The 16,734-nt window shown below is 74.3% G+C and carries 17 protein-coding genes and 1 tRNA gene; 12 read left to right on the plus strand and 6 right to left on the minus strand.

Annotation, left to right across the window (positions count from 1 at the left end; translation table 11 throughout):
* Positions 1-44: 44 nt before the first annotated feature.
* Positions 45-479 carry a hypothetical protein gene (locus ACME2J_RS16500; protein WP_495546031.1) on the minus strand — a complete coding sequence of 145 codons (435 nt, stop codon included), beginning with the start codon at positions 477-479 and terminating at the stop codon, positions 45-47.
* A 136-nt stretch (positions 480-615) separates the two neighbouring features.
* Here ACME2J_RS16500 and tatA point away from each other — a divergent pair, with 136 nt between their 5' ends.
* The 5 genes from tatA to ACME2J_RS16525 all read left to right on the plus strand — a co-directional run bounded on the left by tatA (position 616) and on the right by ACME2J_RS16525 (position 4,541).
* Positions 616-870: a twin-arginine translocase TatA/TatE family subunit gene (tatA, locus tag ACME2J_RS16505; RefSeq protein ID WP_495546032.1), complete on the plus strand. Its 255-nt coding sequence runs from the start codon at positions 616-618 to the stop codon at positions 868-870.
* A gap of 45 nt (positions 871-915) precedes the next feature.
* Positions 916-2,010, plus strand: coding sequence for a twin-arginine translocase subunit TatC (gene tatC / locus ACME2J_RS16510; protein WP_495546033.1), 1,095 nt, complete (start codon positions 916-918; stop codon positions 2,008-2,010).
* Between the two features lie 38 nt (positions 2,011-2,048).
* Complete coding sequence (locus ACME2J_RS16515; protein WP_495546034.1) at positions 2,049-2,741, plus strand: tetratricopeptide repeat protein; 693 nt, start codon at positions 2,049-2,051, stop codon at positions 2,739-2,741.
* Between the two features lie 51 nt (positions 2,742-2,792).
* Positions 2,793-2,865 (plus strand) — tRNA-Lys (locus ACME2J_RS16520).
* Between the two features lie 140 nt (positions 2,866-3,005).
* Positions 3,006-4,541 carry an NAD(P)/FAD-dependent oxidoreductase gene (locus ACME2J_RS16525; protein WP_495546035.1) on the plus strand — a complete coding sequence of 512 codons (1,536 nt, stop codon included), beginning with the start codon at positions 3,006-3,008 and terminating at the stop codon, positions 4,539-4,541.
* Between the two features lie 20 nt (positions 4,542-4,561).
* On the opposite strand, the gene ACME2J_RS16530 is transcribed toward ACME2J_RS16525, so the two are convergent.
* Positions 4,562-5,053 (minus strand): hypothetical protein, encoded by a 492-nt coding sequence (locus ACME2J_RS16530; RefSeq protein WP_495546036.1) that lies wholly within the window; start codon positions 5,051-5,053, stop codon positions 4,562-4,564.
* A 125-nt stretch (positions 5,054-5,178) separates the two neighbouring features.
* Between ACME2J_RS16530 and ACME2J_RS16535 the strand changes: the two genes are divergently transcribed.
* The 4 genes from ACME2J_RS16535 to ACME2J_RS16550 all read left to right on the plus strand — a co-directional run bounded on the left by ACME2J_RS16535 (position 5,179) and on the right by ACME2J_RS16550 (position 10,818).
* Positions 5,179-6,660, plus strand: coding sequence for a WS/DGAT/MGAT family O-acyltransferase (locus ACME2J_RS16535; RefSeq protein WP_495546037.1), 1,482 nt, complete (start codon positions 5,179-5,181; stop codon positions 6,658-6,660).
* A 274-nt stretch (positions 6,661-6,934) separates the two neighbouring features.
* Positions 6,935-8,728 (plus strand): hypothetical protein, encoded by a 1,794-nt coding sequence (locus tag ACME2J_RS16540; protein WP_495546038.1) that lies wholly within the window; start codon positions 6,935-6,937, stop codon positions 8,726-8,728.
* 129 nt (positions 8,729-8,857) lie between these two features.
* The gene (locus ACME2J_RS16545; RefSeq protein ID WP_495546039.1) at positions 8,858-10,450 is read left to right on the plus strand and encodes an acyl-CoA carboxylase subunit beta; all 1,593 of its coding nucleotides are present in this window, start codon (positions 8,858-8,860) and stop codon (positions 10,448-10,450) included.
* Positions 10,451-10,503: 53 nt separating this feature from the next.
* The gene (locus ACME2J_RS16550) at positions 10,504-10,818 is read left to right on the plus strand and encodes a PilZ domain-containing protein (protein ID WP_495546040.1); all 315 of its coding nucleotides are present in this window, start codon (positions 10,504-10,506) and stop codon (positions 10,816-10,818) included.
* Here ACME2J_RS16550 and ACME2J_RS16555 read toward each other — a convergent pair.
* Positions 10,711-12,132 carry a cytochrome P450 gene (locus ACME2J_RS16555; protein WP_495546041.1) on the minus strand — a complete coding sequence of 474 codons (1,422 nt, stop codon included), beginning with the start codon at positions 12,130-12,132 and terminating at the stop codon, positions 10,711-10,713. The genes ACME2J_RS16550 and ACME2J_RS16555 overlap by 108 nt on opposite strands.
* Positions 12,133-12,203: 71 nt before the next feature.
* Here ACME2J_RS16555 and ACME2J_RS16560 point away from each other — a divergent pair, with 71 nt between their 5' ends.
* Positions 12,204-12,818: a TetR/AcrR family transcriptional regulator gene (locus tag ACME2J_RS16560; RefSeq protein WP_495546042.1), complete on the plus strand. Its 615-nt coding sequence runs from the start codon at positions 12,204-12,206 to the stop codon at positions 12,816-12,818.
* Positions 12,819-12,823: 5 nt separating this feature from the next.
* Here the strand turns inward: ACME2J_RS16560 and ACME2J_RS16565 are convergent, their stop codons facing one another.
* From ACME2J_RS16565 to ACME2J_RS16575, 3 genes are read right to left on the minus strand one after another with little or no spacing between them, the layout of a single operon-like run.
* Positions 12,824-13,114 carry a DUF167 domain-containing protein gene (locus ACME2J_RS16565; protein WP_495546043.1) on the minus strand — a complete coding sequence of 97 codons (291 nt, stop codon included), beginning with the start codon at positions 13,112-13,114 and terminating at the stop codon, positions 12,824-12,826.
* On the minus strand, positions 13,107-14,156 hold the full coding sequence (locus tag ACME2J_RS16570; RefSeq protein WP_495546044.1) for a hypothetical protein: 1,050 nt from the start codon (positions 14,154-14,156) through the stop codon (positions 13,107-13,109). Before ACME2J_RS16570 ends, ACME2J_RS16565 begins: the two co-directional genes overlap by 8 nt.
* Before the next feature lie 17 nt (positions 14,157-14,173).
* The gene (locus tag ACME2J_RS16575) at positions 14,174-14,782 is read right to left on the minus strand and encodes a hypothetical protein (RefSeq protein ID WP_495546045.1); all 609 of its coding nucleotides are present in this window, start codon (positions 14,780-14,782) and stop codon (positions 14,174-14,176) included.
* A gap of 67 nt (positions 14,783-14,849) precedes the next feature.
* Here ACME2J_RS16575 and ACME2J_RS16580 point away from each other — a divergent pair, with 67 nt between their 5' ends.
* A complete protein-coding gene (locus ACME2J_RS16580) occupies positions 14,850-15,659 on the plus strand; it encodes an aminotransferase class IV (RefSeq protein ID WP_495546046.1) in 810 nt (269 codons plus the stop codon).
* The gene (gene wecB, locus ACME2J_RS16585) at positions 15,656-16,726 is read left to right on the plus strand and encodes a non-hydrolyzing UDP-N-acetylglucosamine 2-epimerase (protein ID WP_495546047.1); all 1,071 of its coding nucleotides are present in this window, start codon (positions 15,656-15,658) and stop codon (positions 16,724-16,726) included. Before ACME2J_RS16580 ends, wecB begins: the two co-directional genes overlap by 4 nt.
* The last annotated feature ends 8 nt before the right edge of the window (positions 16,727-16,734 follow it).

Raw genomic sequence — 16,734 nt, forward strand, 5'->3', positions numbered from 1 at the left:
CGACGCCTTCGTCTCGCGGGCCGAGGACCGACGCTTCCTTCTCCCTAGAAGTCGTCGGGCACGATGTGCCCGGCCTCGAGCGCGGCGGCGAAGCGGTCGATCTCCGCCTCCATGTTCGCGTGCACGAGGCGCTTGAGGTCGGCGATGACCGCGTCGGTGCCGCGGTCGAGGACCGCGTCGAAGCGCTCGACGGTCTTCTGGTCGAAGACGCCGGTGCCACGCCACTCGCAGTTCGGGCAGCGCAGGGAGACCTCCCAGTGCCGCGTGCCCACCTCGGACCAGTCGGTCGGGTAGACGAGATCCGAGGCGCACGTCCCGCAGACGTGGAGGTCGTCGGACGGAGCGGACCCGTCGGCCGGAGCCGGGGCGACCGCCTCGGAGTGGACGACCTGGTCCTCGAAGTAGACGACCTCGATGGTCTTCCCGGACGGGAGGACGACCTTGCGCACGTAGTGATGATGATCCGTGTCTCGTGACATCTCGCAACCCCTTGGTGACAGCCCCTACATCGGCCACCGCCACGGCGACCTTGAGGAGCGGCTTCACCAGCGGGTAGCGAGCTACCCCACGGGCGCCGCTACGCTTCGTGTCGCCCCCCGACGAACGGAACGCCTCATGCCCAACATCGGACCCCTCGAGCTCGTCATCGTCCTCGTCATCGTGCTCGTCATCTTCGGTCCGAAGCGCCTGCCGGGCCTCGGCCGGCAGCTCGGCTCCGGGATGCGTGAGTTCAAGGACTCGCTCACCGGCAAGACGGACGGACGCGGCGACGACGACGACCTCGACGACGAGCGCCCCGAGCTCACCGCCGCAGCGCAGGACGCGGAGGCCTCCCAGCGTCGCGAGGACGCGCGCGTCTCGGGCTCCTGAGCACCGACCCGACCACCGACCACCCGCAGCCCTCGTCCCGGCCCCGTGGCCACGCTCGTCCGACCCATCGGCCATGAGGACCGACTCAGCCTCGTCGACCACCTCGACGAGCTGCGGTCGCGCCTCATCGCGTCCCTCGCCGTCTTCGTCGTCCTCTTCGCCGTCTGCGCGTGGCAGAACGACGCGCTGCTCGGGGTCATCAACGAGCCGTACGAGAACGCGACGAGCTCCGCAGTCCAGCAGGGGCGCGGTCTCCCGGGTCAGCTCGAGAAGACGCAGGACGCCGTCCGCGCGGTCGGCGCCGCCCAGGCGGGGCTGACGGCGGCGCTCGCCGACCCGGCTCTCGACCTCCCCGCGCCGGCGCGACAGGCGCTGCAGGCGCAGCTCGAGCGCGTCGACGCGGCGATCGCCGAGATGCCGCAGACCCGCGGGAACCAGCCCGTCACGCTCCGGGTGGGTGAGCCGTTCATGACGACCATCACGGTCGCCGCCTACTTCGCGCTCCTCCTCTCGCTCCCCTTCATCCTCTACCAGGCGTACGCCTTCGTCCTCCCCGCGTTCAACCGCGACGAGCGACGCGTCGCGCTGCCGCTCATGGCGATGGTGCCGTTCCTCTTCATGGGCGGCGTCGTCTTCGGGTACTTCGTCGTCCTCCCGCCCGCGGTCTCGTTCCTCCAGAACTTCAACTCCGACGAGTTCAACGTCCTCGTCCAGGCGCGCGACTACTACAAGTTCGCGATCACCGGTCTCGCGGCGCTCGGGATCCTCTTCCAGATGCCGGTGGGGATCCTCGCCGTCACCCGGCTCGGGATCGTCTCCCCCCGGCAGCTGCGCAAGAACCGCCGCTACGCCGTCCTCGCGATCGCCGTCGTCGCGATGCTCCTGCCGGGCCAAGACCCCGTGACGATGCTCATCGCGATGGTCCCGCTCCTCCTCCTCTACGAGCTGAGCGTGTGGCTGGCGACGTTCTTCAACCGCGGCCGGCCCGAGGGCGGCGGCCTCCAGGCGTGGCGCGACGCCTGGGAAGACGAGGACGAGGACCTCGGTGACGACGAGTGGGACGACGTCGACGACGAGCGCTATCTCGAGGACGACCTCGCGGCCCCGCGCGACGGCGGCGACCGGTCGGACGGCAGCTGACACCGGGCTGACGCGGCAAGCTCTACGCTTCGCTCACCATGCTGTTCGATCTCCGCGGCAAGCGCCGCCGCACCGTCCAGGTCGTCTACGCGTCGCTCGCGATCCTCATGGGCGGTGGTCTCGTCCTCTTCGGCATCGGCGGCGACGTCCAGGGCGGGATCGTCGACGCCTTCCGCGGCGAGGAGACCGCGACGGAGGACCTGTTCGGCGATCGCATCGACGCACTCGAGCGACGCGTCACGGCGAACCCGCAGGACGCCGCCGCCTGGGCGCAGCTCGCGAAGCTCCACTACCAGGTCGCCGGCACCGGCGGGAACTTCGATCAGTCGACGGGGACGTTCACCGAGGACGGCGTCGGCGAGCTCGCGAAGAGCGAGCGCGCGTGGGACCGCTACCTCGCGCTGGAGCCCGAGGAGCCCGACGACCAGGTCGCGTCGCTCATGGTCCAGGCGTTCGGGCCGGCGGGCCTCCAGAAGCCCGACAAGGCCGTGAGCGCGATGGAGATCGTCGTCGACCAGCGCGAGGAGAGCGCGGGGCTCTACACCCAGCTCGCCGTCTACGCCTACCAGGCCGGGCAGAGCCGCAAGGCCGAGCTGGCGGCCGACAAGGCGGTCGAGCTCGCCGATCCCGAGGACCGCGAGCTCATCCGCGCGCAGCTCCAGGCCGCCGAGCAGCAGGCCGCGCTCGGAGCGACGGGCGGCGCGGACGCCGGCGCGGACGCCGGCGGCTGAGGCACGGCGCGGCGACCCTCCCCCGGACGGCCCGCGCTACACTGACGCAGCGCCCTTGTAGCTCAACTGGCAGAGCAGCGGACTCTTAATCCGAAGGTTCCAGGTTCGATTCCTGGCGGGGGCATCGCTCACGGGCGGCCACAGGGCCGCCCGTCGTCGTTCAGGAGGAGCCCGCCGACCCGAGGCCCTGCTCCGTAGCTCCCCGGCATGATCTGCGGATCGGCACGGATGAGCCGGCCGGGCTGCATCGCGGAGGCTCGCGGCATGAGCACCGCGCGCCGACCCCCGAACACCCCCGCCCGCCGCGTCGTCGTCGCCGGTGGCCGCGTCGCCGCGCTCGAGGCCGTCCTCGCCCTCCGGGCCGATGCAGGCCCCCGTGTCGAGATCGACCTCGTCTGCCCGGACGCGCGTTTCGACTACCGGCCGCTCTCGGTCCTCGCGCCCTTCGGTCACGACCTGCCGGTCAGGGTCGACCTCGCGGCGTTCGCGCGCGACCACGACGTCGCGCTGCACGCCGCACGGCTCGCCGCCGTCGACGTCGGGGCTCGCACCGCGACGACGGCCGACGGCGAGACGATCCCCTACGACGCGCTCCTCGTCGCGGTCGGCGCCCGTCCGCGCGAGCAGGTGTCCGGCGCCCTCACGTTCCGCGGCGCGCAGGACGTCGAGGCCCTGCGGCGCCTGCTCGACCGCGTGCTCGCCCGGGAAGCCGACCGGGTCGCCTTCGCGGTCCCCGATCCCGAGCAGTGGCTCGTCCCGATCTACGAGCTCGCCGTCCTGACGAGGGAGCACCTCGACCGGCGCGGACGTCGCGACGCCGAGGTGGAGATCCTCAGCGCCGAGCATCGCCCCCTCGAGCTCCTCGGCGACCGCACCACCGAGACGGTGGAGATGCTCCTCGCGAGCCGCAGAATCGCGTTCTGGGCCCGCGCGCGGCCGGTGGCGGCGACCGTCGCGGGCGTCGTCCTCGACACCGGGGAGGAGCTGCCGGTCGACGCCGTCGTCGCGCCGCCGCGCCTCGAGGGCGTCCCGATCGACGGGCTGCCGGCCGACGAGACCGGCTTCCTCGACGTGGACGAGCACGCGCGCGTCGCCGGTGCGCCCGGGGTGTACGCCGCGGGGGACATCACCGCGGGCTTCCCGAAGCAGGGCGGGCTCGCGGCACGGCAGGCGGACGCCGCCGTCGAGGCGATCCTCCTCGATCTCGGCCTCGCCGACGCGGCGGAGCCGCTCCATCCCCTGCTCGTGGGAGTCCTCCTCGCCGGGGAGGAGCTGCGCCGGCTCGAGCGGCTCGCGGAGCGCCACGACGAGGCGCCGAAGAGCTGGACGCCGCCGACGAAGATCGTCGCGAAGCACCTCGCTCCCTACCTCGGCACGCGCGACCCCGACTCGTTCCACACCGACGAGCGGACGCCGGTCGGCGGGCGGCCGGGGGAGATCGAGGTCGGTCCCGGGATCCACCCCAGCGATCAGTACGACCGCAAGGCGCTCGAGCACCGCGTCGACGTCGGGTTCCTCCTGCAGACCGACCCCCGCGGTGCGATCGCGTTCGCGCGCCGCGAGCTGGGACCGCTCGGGCAGGACGATGCGGAGGCGGCGCGGCTCCGCGCGGCGCTGCGGTCGTACCTGCGCAGCGGGCTCAGCGTGGCCGCGGTCATCCGGGACCTCGGCATGGGGTCCGCGGAGGCGACCGCGGCGGTCGAGCGCGCCGAGCAGCTGCGCGGGCGGCGGATCACCGAGGACCTCTGGGAGCTGCGGGTCGCGCTCGAGGTGGCCGCGCGGGAGACCGTCGCGGCCTGAGGCCCCGGCGGAGCGGACGCTCAGGGCATCCCGGTCGTCGCGAGCCGCCACTCGCCGCCCACCTTCTCCAGGACGGCGACCGTCGGGGCCGAGATCGGCGGCGTCGAGGCGTTTCCCCACCGCAGCCGCAGCGACCCGTCGGTCGAGCGCTTCTCGGCGAGGACCTCGAAGCCGTCGACGACGTCGCCCGAAGGCGAGTCGTAGCTCGAGACGACGGTCGCCTCGCAGTCGCCGCCGCCGGGCGGCGAGCCGATGAGCGCGCCCTCCTCGACGAGCGACACGCCCCTGGGGCTGAGAAGGGCGCAGGCGCTCGCCGCGTCCCCGGCGACGAGGGCGCGGAGGAAGTCCTCGAGGGTCTGCGCCGCGGCGTCGCCGCCCTCGAGGCCGGCGGCGGGGACGACGGCCGGCGGCTCCGAGGGGCCGGAGTCCTCGTCCCCGCCGCCGCATCCGGCGGGGAGGAGCGCGAGGAGGCCGATGACCATCGCGGCTCGTCGCACCGTGCGGCGGCTCATCGGCCGACTGTCCCACTCCGGGGGAGAGTCGTCAACGCGCGCCGTGCCGAGCTGCGGGTTTCCCCGTCCCCGCCCCCGCGCGGACTGCGGACGACACGTCGCCTGCGCGGATCTACCGTCGTCACATGAGCGACCGCCTCACACCCCTCGACGCGACCTTCCTCGAGCTCGAGGACGCCGACCCCTCGGCGCACATGCACATCGGGGGGGCGCTCATCTTCGATCCGCTTCCGGACACGGGTCGCCCGCCGTCCCACGAGGCCGTCGCCGAGCACATCACCGAGCGCCTCCTCACGCTCCCGCGCTACCGCGACCGCCTCTCGACGATGAAGGTCGGCAAGCTCCAGTGGCCGGAGTGGGTGCCCGACGAGCGCTTCGACGTCGGCAACCACCTGCGCCGCGCCGCGCTCCCGGCGCCCGGCGGCCAGGCCGAGCTCGAGGCGTGGCTCTCCGAGTTCTTCGCGCAGCGGCTCGACCGCTCCCATCCGCTGTGGGAGGCGGTCATCCTCGAGGGCCTCGCGGACGACCGCTGGGCCATCGCGACGAAGACGCACCACTGCCTCGTCGACGGCGTCGGCGCGATCGACATCGCGAGCGTCCTCCTCGACACGGAGCCCGACGCGCCCCTGCACCGCGAGGCCCCGGCAGGCGGCCGGCACCGCCGGCGCCGCGAGCAGCCCGGCCTGGTCGGCGGGCTCGTGAAGGCCGGAGGCGAGCTCTTCCGGACCGGCGTCTCGGCGGCACGCGATCCACGCGTCGCGCTGAAGGCGGCCGATCAGGTGAAGGCCGCCCTCGAGCTCCTCGTCCGCGACGAGGTCGTGGCCGCGCCGCGCACGAGCATCAACGTCCCGATCGGCGCGACCCGCCGCTTCGCGACGGTGTCGATGCCGATCCCGGACCTCGAGGCGGTCGCGCACGCGCACGACGCCACGCTCAACGACGTCGTGCTCGCGATCGTCGCCGGAGGCGTCCACGACCTGCTCGTGCACCGCGGCGAGGCTCGGCCCGAGAAGGGCGTCCGGGCGATGGTCCCCGTGAACATCCGCCCGAGCGACGACGAGCTCGGCCTCGGGAACCGCATCAGCTCCCTCTTCGTCCACCTCCCGGTCGCGATCGACGACCCGCTCGAGCGGCTCGCGGCGACGATCGACGAGGCCGAGACGCTGAAGGCCTCCAACCAGAAGACCGGGTCCAAGGCGATCATCGAGCTCGCGGGCTACGCGCCCCCGGTGTTCCACACCTACATCGCGCGCTCCCTCTTCGCGACGCGCCTCTTCAACATCACGGTGACGAACGTCCCCGGCCCCAAGACGCCCCTCTACGCCTGCGGGGCGCGCATGCGCGAGCTCATGCCGCTCGTCCCGCTCGCGGCCGAGCACGCGCTCGGCGTGGCCGCGTTCTCCTACGACGGCCACATCACCCTCGGCGTCATCGCCGACCGCGACGCGATGCCGGACCTCGACGTCTTCGTCGACGCCCTGCAGCGCGGGCTCGACGAGCTCGATCTCTCCCGGCAGGCGCAGTCGAACCATCGGGCCGCGCGCAGGCGCCCGCCGCGTCCGCGTGGCACGACGCAAGGCGGCCGGCCGGCCGCGCGCCGCCCCTGAGCGCGGTCCCACCCGGTCGCCGCGCCGCCGTACGCTCGCGCGGTGACCGGCCCCGCTTCGCGGCGGCGCCGGGGGACTCGTCGCGACGCTCATGACGCGCGTCGTCGAGAAGCCGCAGGTCGGCTCCGGCGTCGCGCCCGTCCGCGAACGGCTGCGTTGACCCGCAGGGCGCTCCCCGGCGCGGGTGGGGAGCGCCGTCGACGTCCATCGGTCATCCGTCCAGAGGCGGGGGTGAGAAGAGGCGGCGCGGGGGGGAGGTTCCGACGCCACGAGGGTGAGACCGTTCCCCCGCCCCGCCCTCCTCGCCGGCGTCTTCGCCTCCATCGCCCTCCTCGGCGCCCCCGCGGCGGCGTCGGCCGCCGAGCTCAAGCTCGGGGTCTTCCCGTGGGGCGCCGCCGGCGCCACCGGATCGATCGCCCCGTCCGTCCCCGAGAACGCGGGCGAGTCGATGCGCACCGTGCAGGAGCTGCGCGGCGGCAAGCCGCTCGTCGTCCACCTCTACGGGGACTACGACGGCGTGTCGAACGCCTCGGTCGACGGCCTCCTCAGCGAGGCGTCGTGGTGGTCGGCGAACGGCCTCCAGGTCTCCGCCGTCCTGCGCTACCGCCCGGCCGACGCGAGCAAGGCGGCCGGGTATCCCGCATGGGTCCGCACGCAGGTCCGCCGCCTCGCCGCACTCGGCGGGACGGTCTCCGTCGTCATCGGCAACGAGCCCAACAACCCGTCGCCGGGCGCCGGCGACGGCTCCTACCCCGGCGTCATCCAGGCGATCGCCTCCGCGATCCCGGCGGCGCGCGCCGAGCTCGACGCGGCCGGCCGCAGCGACGTCGAGGTCGGCTTCAACTGGGCCGCCGGCTCGCAGCCGACGACGACCGAGCCGATGTGGGGTCAGCTGCGCGCCGCGGGTGGCGCCGCGTTCACCTCCGCGGTCGGGTTCGTCGGCGTCAACGTCTACCCGGGCACCTGGTCGCCGCCGTCGGCGAGCAGCGTCCCGACCGCCGGGCAGGTCGCGACGACGATCCGCACGACCCTCGCGTCGATGCGCAGCGCGCACATGCCCGCCGCGGGTGTCGGCGGGGCCGAGATCGTCATCACCGAGACCGGCTACCCGACGACGTCGAGCCGCACGGCGGCGACGCAGGACGTCGTCATGCGGTCCATCATCGCGACGGTCGACGCGACGAAGGACCAGTACGGCGTCACCGGCCTCTACGCCTTCGCGCTCCGCGACGGGAACACGGCGTCGGGGCAGCTCGAGAACGGCTACGGCCTCCTGCGCGACGACTACTCGGCGAAGGCGGCCTACCGCAGCCTCCAGTCGCGGATCGCGAACGGCCCCTCGCAGGCGCCGCCGCCCGCGCCGGAGCCGGTCGCCGAGCTCGCGAGCGCGCCGAGCGCGTCGACGGCCGCGCGCGCCGGCGCCGGCTCGTCGGCGGCCGCCGGCCCGCTCGAGAGCGCGAAGCTCCAGGTCGCGCGCGCACGCATCCTGCGCTCGTCCCGGAAGCTCGACCTCTACGCGCCGATCACGCGCCGCGCGAGCGGCGAGGTGAAGATCAGCGTGGAGGCGGCCGGCCGCACGACGCGCTTCAGCGCCCCGATCGACTCCGAGAACGGCCGGATCAAGGTCCGCCGGTCGATCCCCGCCGCACAGGCCCGCGCCGGCACGGCCATCATCACGATCGACTACCCCGGCAACGACCGGACCCGCTCCCAGCGCGTCCGCCTCCGGGCGGCGTCTGGGCGTGCCCGCCTCGACGTCGACTCGCTCAGCCTCACGAAGGCGGGCCGGCTGCGCTCGAAGGGCACCCTCGCCGACCGGGTCCGCGGGGTCGTCCGGCTCCAGCTCCAGTACGAGCTCGACGGCGAGACGAAGACGGTGAGCACGCACGCCCGCATCGACGACGGTCGCTGGAGCGTGAGCCGTCAGCTCTCCGACGAGGTCCGGGCGGAGATCGCGCGGCGCAACGGCCCCCTCCACACCTACACGCTCTTCACCGGGCACCACCGGACGGGCACGCGCGGGGAGATGCGCTCGAAGCAGCTCCTCGCGACGGGCGAGGGTCTCTGAGCGCCTCGTCCCCGTCCTCCTCCTCGACGGCGTCGCGGAGGACCTCGTCGACCTGAACCGCGGCCCTCCGCTACCCGGCGAGGCGGATCGGACCCGCTGGGCGCCCTGCGGACATATCCTCCGGCCGTCATGTCCGATCCCTCAGTGGTGAACAGCGGCGAGGATCCCCGGGACGCCCCTCTCCCGGGCGAGGTGACGAAGGCGCAGGGTCTCGCCGAGCTCGAGCGCCGGCGCGCGCTCGCCCTCGGGATGGGCGGCGAGGAGCGCGTCGCCGCGCGGCGGGCCGACGGCCGCCTCACGGCCCGCGAGCGCATCGACCTCCTCCTCGACGACGGGTCCTTCGTCGAGCTGGGGATGCTCGCCCTCTCCGACCGGCCGGAGGTCGGCGAGCGCGCGCCCGCCGACGCCGCCGTCACCGGCGTCGGGACGATCGACGGGCGCAAGGTCTGCGTCATCGCGATCGACGCGACCGTCCTCGCGGGGACGACCGGCGTCGTCGGCTCACGCAAGCAGGGGCAGATCATGAGCCTCGCGGCGCGCAAGGGCTTTCCGCTCGTCACGCTCGGCGATGCGAACGGCGGTCGCCTCCCCGACCTGCTCGGCTCCGACTTCGCCGCGGCGGCCGGGGGCGACGAGGGCGAGCACTTCCTCGGCATCCGCGTCACGGAGGACCGCATCCCGCGCGTGAGCGCGATCCTCGGCAACGCCTACGGCGATCCCGCGCTGTGGTCGGGCGTCGCGGACTTCGTCGTCATGGCCGAGGGCTGCTCGGTCGCCCTCTCGGGCCCGTCGCTCGTCGGGGCGGCGACCGGCGAGCGCACGAGCCACGAGGAGCTCGGCGGTCCGAGCATGACGGTCCGCACGACCGGGTTCGTCAGCCGCCTCGAGAAGACCGAGGCGGACGTCCTCGCGACGATCCGCGCCTATCTCTCGTACCTGCCGTCGAACGCGGCCTGCGCTCCGCCGGAGGCGGCGCCCGTCGCCCCCGCCGCCGACGGCGCGACGCTCCTCGACGTCGTCCCCGACCGCGGTCGGCGCGGGTACGACGTCCGCAGGGTGCTCGACGCCGTCGTCGACGGCGGCTCGCTCCTCGAGCTGCACCCGCGCTGGGCCGAGAGCATCGTCACCGGTCTCGCGCGCGTCGAGGGCCGTCCCGTCGGCGTCCTCGCGAACCAGCCGAAGGTGCGCGGCGGGGTCCTCGACGCCCCGGCGGCGGAGAAGGCGAGGCGGCTCGTGGATCTCTGCGACGGCTTCGGCCTGCCGATCGTCACGCTGCAGGACATGCCCGGCGTCATGATCGGCGTCGAGGCGGAGCGCCAGGCGACCGCCCAGCGCCTCATGGAGCTCTACACGGCGTTCGCCCGCGTCCGCGTGCCGACCGTGACCGTCATCGTCCGCAAGGCGTTCGGGTTCGGGTACATGGCGCTCGGCGGCCCTTCCCTCGGCACGGACTACGTCGTGGCGTGGCCGAACGCCGAGATCGGCTTCATGGCGGCCGACAACGCGGTCCACGTCGTCCATCACAAGCGGCTGCAGGACGCGCGTGCCGCGGGGGGTGAGGAGGCCGCCCGGGCGCTCGCGGCCGAGCTCGAGCCGGGGATGCACAGCGCGTTCGCCCCGTGGAGGGCGGCGTCGGTCGCGGCGATCCACGACGTCATCCGGCCGCAGGACACGCGGCAGGCGGTCATCGACGGGCTCTTCGTCGGGACCGGGTATCGGTAGCTCGACGTTCCTCCGATTGGCGGAGGGGCCTGCGGAGGAGGAGGATGGGAGACGTGCCTTCGATCGATCGACGCACGTCGCCCCGCGTGGAGGTCGGCGTGAGCGTGCGGCTCGCCCGGCAGACGGGCAACCCCGTCGCGGGGCGGACCGTCGATCTCGGCGCCGGCGGCATGCGCGTCCAGACGGCGCGGCCGCTCCGCGTCGACGAGCTGCTGCGGTTCGAGCTCGACCTCGGCGACGGGCAGGGGCTCGCCGGTGACTCACGCGTCCTGCGGATCCACCCCGGCAGCCGCTACGCCCTGCGCTTCGAGCACCTCCACCCGCGGGACGAGGCCGCCCTCAAGTCCTTCGTCGCGGCACGGAGCTGACCGTCCGCGGCGGTCGCGGACGATGACCCGGCCGCCCGCGCCGGGCACGTGGGCGACGCCGCGGAAGGACCAGGGCTCGTCCCGGGGCGGTGCGCCGTCGTCGGGGACGATCTCGACGCGCTCCAGCAGCGTCCGCAGCACGACGTCCATCTCCATGTGCGCGAAGCTCGCGCCGATGCACCGGCGGATGCCGCCGCCGAAGGGGATCCAGGAGTACGTCTCGGGCTTGCGGTCGACGAAGCGGTCGACGACGAACCGCTCGGGATCGGGGAACAGCTCCGGGTCGAAGTGCGTGAGGCTCGCGCAGATGCCGATGACGGTCCCGTTCGGGAGCGTGTGGCCGGCGAGCTCGTAGGGCCGGCGCACCATGCGCCCGGCGAACGCGATGACGGGCCGGACGCGCTGGACCTCCCGGATCGCCGAGTCGCGGAGCGTCCGCCCGCCCGCGATCGCCTCCTCCGAGAGGCGCGCGGCGGCCTCCGGATGGCGCCGGAGCCGCTCCACCGCCCACGCGAGGGTCCCGGCGGTCGTCTCGTGCCCGGCGGCGAGCAGCGTGACGAGCTGGTCGCGGATCTCCGCATCGGTCATCGGCGATCCGTCGCTGTGCGTCGCCTGGACGAGCATCGCGAGGACGTCCTCGCGCTCACCGAGCCGCTCGTCGCGACGGGCGCGGGTGATGAGCCGGTCGAGGGCCGCGTCGACCGCCGCCCGCCGGGCGAGGAAGCGGCCCCATGGGCTCCACGGCCCGGCGTCGTGCTGGAGGAAGCGCAGGGCCGACATGCGCGAGCCGCTCTCGACGTAGGGCGGGATGAGCCCCTCGAGCTCGTCGAGCTCGTCGCCCTCGGCGCCGAACACGGCGCGGAGGATCGCGCGCAGCGTGATGCGCATGAACGAGTCCGCCGTCGCGAGCTCGACGCCGCGCGGCCAGCGGTCGATCTCCTGCGCGGCGATGTCGGCGATGAGCCGCTCGTAGGCCTGCATCCGCTCTCCGTGGAACGGCGGGAGGAGGAGGCGGCGCTGCTCGAGGTGGCGGTCCTCGTCGATCGCGAGGAGCGAGTGGTCGCCGAGGACCGTCCGCAGCGGGCTCCCGGTCCCGGCGTGGAGGGCGGTGGGGTCGGCGGTGAAGGCCTGCTTCGCGAGCGCCGGGTCGGCGACGACCACGAGCCGGCCGAGCGACATGACGTGCAGCGTGAAGACCCGGCCGTGACGGCGTCGCGCCCGCTCGAGCATCGGCCGCTGTCGCGTGAGCATCCCGAGGGTCGAGACGGTGCGCGGGCGGCGCGGACCGGGCGGCAGGCTCGTCGTCGTCGGCATCCCGCGGCATGGTACGCATCAGTACCAATGCTGTCCACCGGGGCCCGCGCCCGTGTGCGAGCCTTGGGGCGATGGCACGGACGACCGCCGACGAGACGGCGCCCCAGGCGCGCCGCCGTGACTCGCGTCACCGCGAGCGTCTCCTCGCCGGGATGGCGGACGCGGTGCGCGAGACCGGGTTCAGCGGGGTGACCGTCGCCGCGGTCGTCCGCCACGCGGGCGTCTCGAAGCGGACCTTCTACGAGCACTTCACCGATCCCGTGGACTGCTACCTCTCGCTCATCGAGGCGATCGGCGAGCGGATGCTCGGAGGCGTCGCCGAGGCGATGTCCGCCGGCGGGACGCTCGAGGAGCGCATCGAGCGCGCGGTCGGCGTCTACCTCGACCTCTTCGCGGCCGACCCCGACCTCAGCCGCAGCTACTGGACCGAGCTGCACCTCACCGGCGATCGCGGCCGGGTCCTCACGCGGCGGATGGCCGACCGCACCGGCGCCCTTCTCCGCGAGCTCGCCCGAGAGGCCCGCGCCGAGGACGCGTCGCTCCTCGAGCTCTCGACCGACGGCGGGATCATGCTCGCGGCCGGGATCCGCGAGCTCGCGCTCCTCGCCCACGACGCCGGGCGCCCGCTCGACGACGTCCGCGCGACCTGCGTCGAGATGATCCGTCGCAGCGTCGGCGTGCGCTGAGGGCCTCAGCGGCCGGCCGCGTCGCCGCCGAGCGCGCGTCGCAGCTCCGCCGCGTCGATCCCCTCGACGTGGAGCACCTTGTCGCGCGACTTCTCGCCGCGGACGACCGTCACGCGCGAGCGCCCGACCCCGGCCGCCTTCGCGACGAGCCGGCAGAGCGCGACGTTCGCCTTCCCGTCGACGGGCGGCGCGGTGACGCGGGCGACGAGGACGCCGTCGTCACGCAGGCCGACGAGCGCGTCGCGATCGGCCCGCGGCTGCAGGCGGACGGCGATCTCGGCGTGCGGCTCAGGCACCGGACGGCGGGAGGGCGGCCTCGATGGCCTCCTCCATCGCCCGGAAGCCGAAGGAGCCCTCGAGGCGCGCGGCGATCGTGCCGTCCTCCTTCACCGTGAAGAACCAGGGCTCGGTCGGGAGCGCGAAGCGGCGCAGCGGCTCGCGGAGGTCCGGCGGCTGGTTGCCCTCGTAGACCTCCTGGTGGATGAACTCCACGCGGTCGCCGTACTTCTCGCGCAGCTGGAGGGCGATGTCGACGACGGGACCGCAGACGCGGCTCTGGCAGAGCTGCGGCGTCGCGAAGAGCAGGGCGACCGGCTTCTTCCCCGCGACGTCCGCGAAGGAGACGTCGTGCATGTCGCTCGGCGGGAGCCGCGTGTCGATCGAGGCGACGTCGCCGCCGGCCGAGGCGACCGTGTCGGTCTCGACGACGGGGGCCTTCTCGCCCACGGCGGGGATCGGGTTCTTCTCGGGATCCACGACCGTGATCTGGGCGGGACGCACCTGACCGGTGCCGATGCGCTCGCCGACCGCGATGAGCTTCCCGCCGATCCGCGAGACGACGAGGACGTCGTACTCGCCGGGCTCCTGCACCTCCAACTGCGCGTCGTAGACGGCCGCGAAGGGGTCGTCCTCGGTCGCGGCCTGCTCGCTGCGGAACGGCGGGTCGGTGACGAGGAGGTCCGCCGGGGCGGGGAAGGGCCCGGCGGCCGGGGAGCTCTCGCCGCGCGCGACGTAGGCGACGGTCGGCGCGTAGACGAACCCGGTCTTCGGGTCGATGACCCCGAAGGCGAAGCGCGGCTCGCCGGCCGGGAAGATCGAGGTCGCCATGCCGATCTCGGGGCCGGTGCCGTCGAGCTCGGCGGCGATCTCGCCGAGGGTCTTGCCCGTGGCGGCCGGGAACGAGGACGGATCGACGTCGGTCGCGCGGGCGAGCTCGGCGCGAAGCTCGCCGGACGACGGCCCGCGCGGCTCCCCGGCCTCGCCGTCGCTGCCGCAGGCGCCGAGGGCGAGCGCGCCGAGGACGAGCGCGAGGGGCGTGAGGCGGCGGAGAGTCGTCACCGTGGCGATGATCGCAGTCAGCGCCCGGCGACGGGCCGGATCGGGACCTCGTAGTAGGCGACGCGGAGCCGGCCCTCACCCGGCCCGCCGGCGGCGGTCGGGCGCGGCGAGCTGACCGCCGACGCGTGGTCGATCCTCAGGACGAGCAGATCGGCGTCGGGCGGGAGCGCCGGGACGATGAACGACCACCGCCTCGGCGTCGACTCGACCGGGTCCACCTCGTAGCGATCGAACCGCGCCGAGGCGCCGTTGCCGCCGCCGAGGGGCTCGTCGACCTCGCGCAGGTAGCGGCCGACGTACGCGGTCATCGTCCGGGCGGGGCCGCCGGCGTCGACGACGACCTCCGCGCCCGCGTCGACGGGCAGTCCGTCCGCCGGCGGGCCCGCCGCGCCCGGCTCGCGGACCTGCGGGAGCTCCAGCGTGACGCACTCCGACTCCGGCGAGACCTGCTCGCACGGCTCCATCGCGACGAGGGTGCCCTCCACGTCGGCCTCCTCGACGCGCACCGTGAGCGCGCCGAGCTCCTCGACGTCGTCGTCCGAGCGCGCCGAGATGAGGAGCGTCGCGACGAAGAAGCCGAGAACCGCGAGGATGGCGAGGACGATCGCCGTACGTCGGTCGGTCACGGCGGCGATCCTCTCACGTCTCGACGAGTCCGGGGGCGCCGCCCCGCCCGCGGGTATCGTCCCCGCGGTGGAGCAGCTCGCGAGCGTCGACGGCGAGGTCCTGCCGGCCGGGCGGGCGACCGTCCCCATCACCGACGACGGCCTCCTGCGGGGTGACGGCGTCTTCGAGGTCGCGCGTCTCTACGGCGGCGTGCCGTTCGCCTGGGCGGAGCATCTCGACCGGCTCGAGCGCTCGGCCCGCAACATCCGCCTCCCGATGGACCGCGCCGCCGTCGACGCCGACGTCGGCGGCCTCCTCGACGCCGCGGGCGCCGTCGACGGCGCGCTCCGCGTCGTCCTCACCCGCGGCGGCCGTCGCATCGCGATCATCGAGCCCGTCCCCGACCCGCCGGGCGCCGTCGCGCTGCGGACCGTGACCTACGCCCCGACGCGCATCCTCGACGAGATCAAGTCCCTCTCCTACGGGGCGAACATGCTCGCGGGCCGCATCGCCCGGGAGCACGGCGACGACGAGGCGCTCCTCGTGACCCCGCACGGGCGCGTCCTCGAGGCGCCGACCTCGACGTTCTTCTACGTCCTCGAGGGCGACGCGACGCTCTGCACCCCGCCGCTCACCGACCACGTCCTCGACTCGATCACGAGGCGCCACCTCGCCGGCCTCGTCGACGTCACCGAGCGCGTGACGACGACCGACGACCTCGCGCGCGTGAGCGAGGCGTTCCTCGCCTCGACGCTCCGCGAGGTGCAGGCGGTGCGCTCGATCGACGGCCGTCCCCTGCCGCAGGTCCCCGGCGCGGCGACCGAGCGCGTCGCGCTGCTCTTCGCCGCCCACGTCCGCGAGACCACCGCCGGCGGCGGGGAGGGACCGGCCGCGTGAAGGTCCTCACGATCATCGGGAACCGGCCGCAGTTCGTGAAGGCCGCCGCCGTCTCGCGCCTGCTCCGCGCGGAGGCCGACGAGGTCCTCGTCCACACCGGCCAGCACTACGACGACGAGATGAGCGCGGTGTTCTTCGACGAGCTCGGCGTCCCGCGCCCGTCGCGCGAGCTCGCGCTGGGGACGGGGTCGAACACCGAGCAGACGGCCCGGATGCTCGCCGCGCTCGGGCCGGTCGTCGCCGCCGAGACGCCCGACGTCGTCCTCGTCTACGGCGACACGAACTCGACCCTCGCCGGCGGCCTCGCCGGCGCCCAGGCGGGCGTGCCGGTCGCGCACGTCGAGGCCGGGATGCGCTCGTTCGACCGGACGATGCCCGAGGAGCTCAACCGCGTCCTCACCGATCATCTCTCCTCGCTCCTCCTCTGCCCGTCGCAGGGCCCTGCCGACCAGCTCGCCCGCGAGCACGTCCACGGCCGCGTCGAGGTGGTCGGGGACGTCATGGTCGACGTCGCGCTCCTCGTCCAGCCGCGGGCGCGAGAGGACGACGCCCCTCTCCGCGACGCGGGCGTCGAGCCGGGCGGCTACGTCCTCGTCACCGCGCACCGCGCCGGCAACGTCGACGACCCCGCGCGGCTGCGGCGTCTCGTCGACCTCCTCCTCGCCATCCCGTGCCCGGTCGTCCTGCCCCTCCACCCCCGCACGGGCGCGCGCCTCGACGCCCAGGGCTGGCTCGACGAGCTGCAGGCCGCCGACCACGTCCGGCTCACGCCGCCGCTCGGCTACCTCGCGTTCACCGCGCTCCTCACGCGGGCCCGCGCGATGCTCACCGACTCGGGCGGCGTCCAGAAGGAGGCCTACCTCGCCGGCGTCCCGTGCGTGACGCTCCGCGACACGACGGAGTGGACCGAGACGGTCGAGGCGGGCTGGAACGTCCTCGTCGACCTCGACGTCGAGAAGGCGCTCGCGGCGGTCGAACGCCGTCCCGGCTCGGAGCGGCCGATGCTCTACGGCGACGGGCGGGCGGGCGAGCGCGTCGTCGCCGCGCTCCTCGACGCCTTCGGCTGACGCGGCTC

The organism is Paraconexibacter sp., assembly GCF_059438195.1.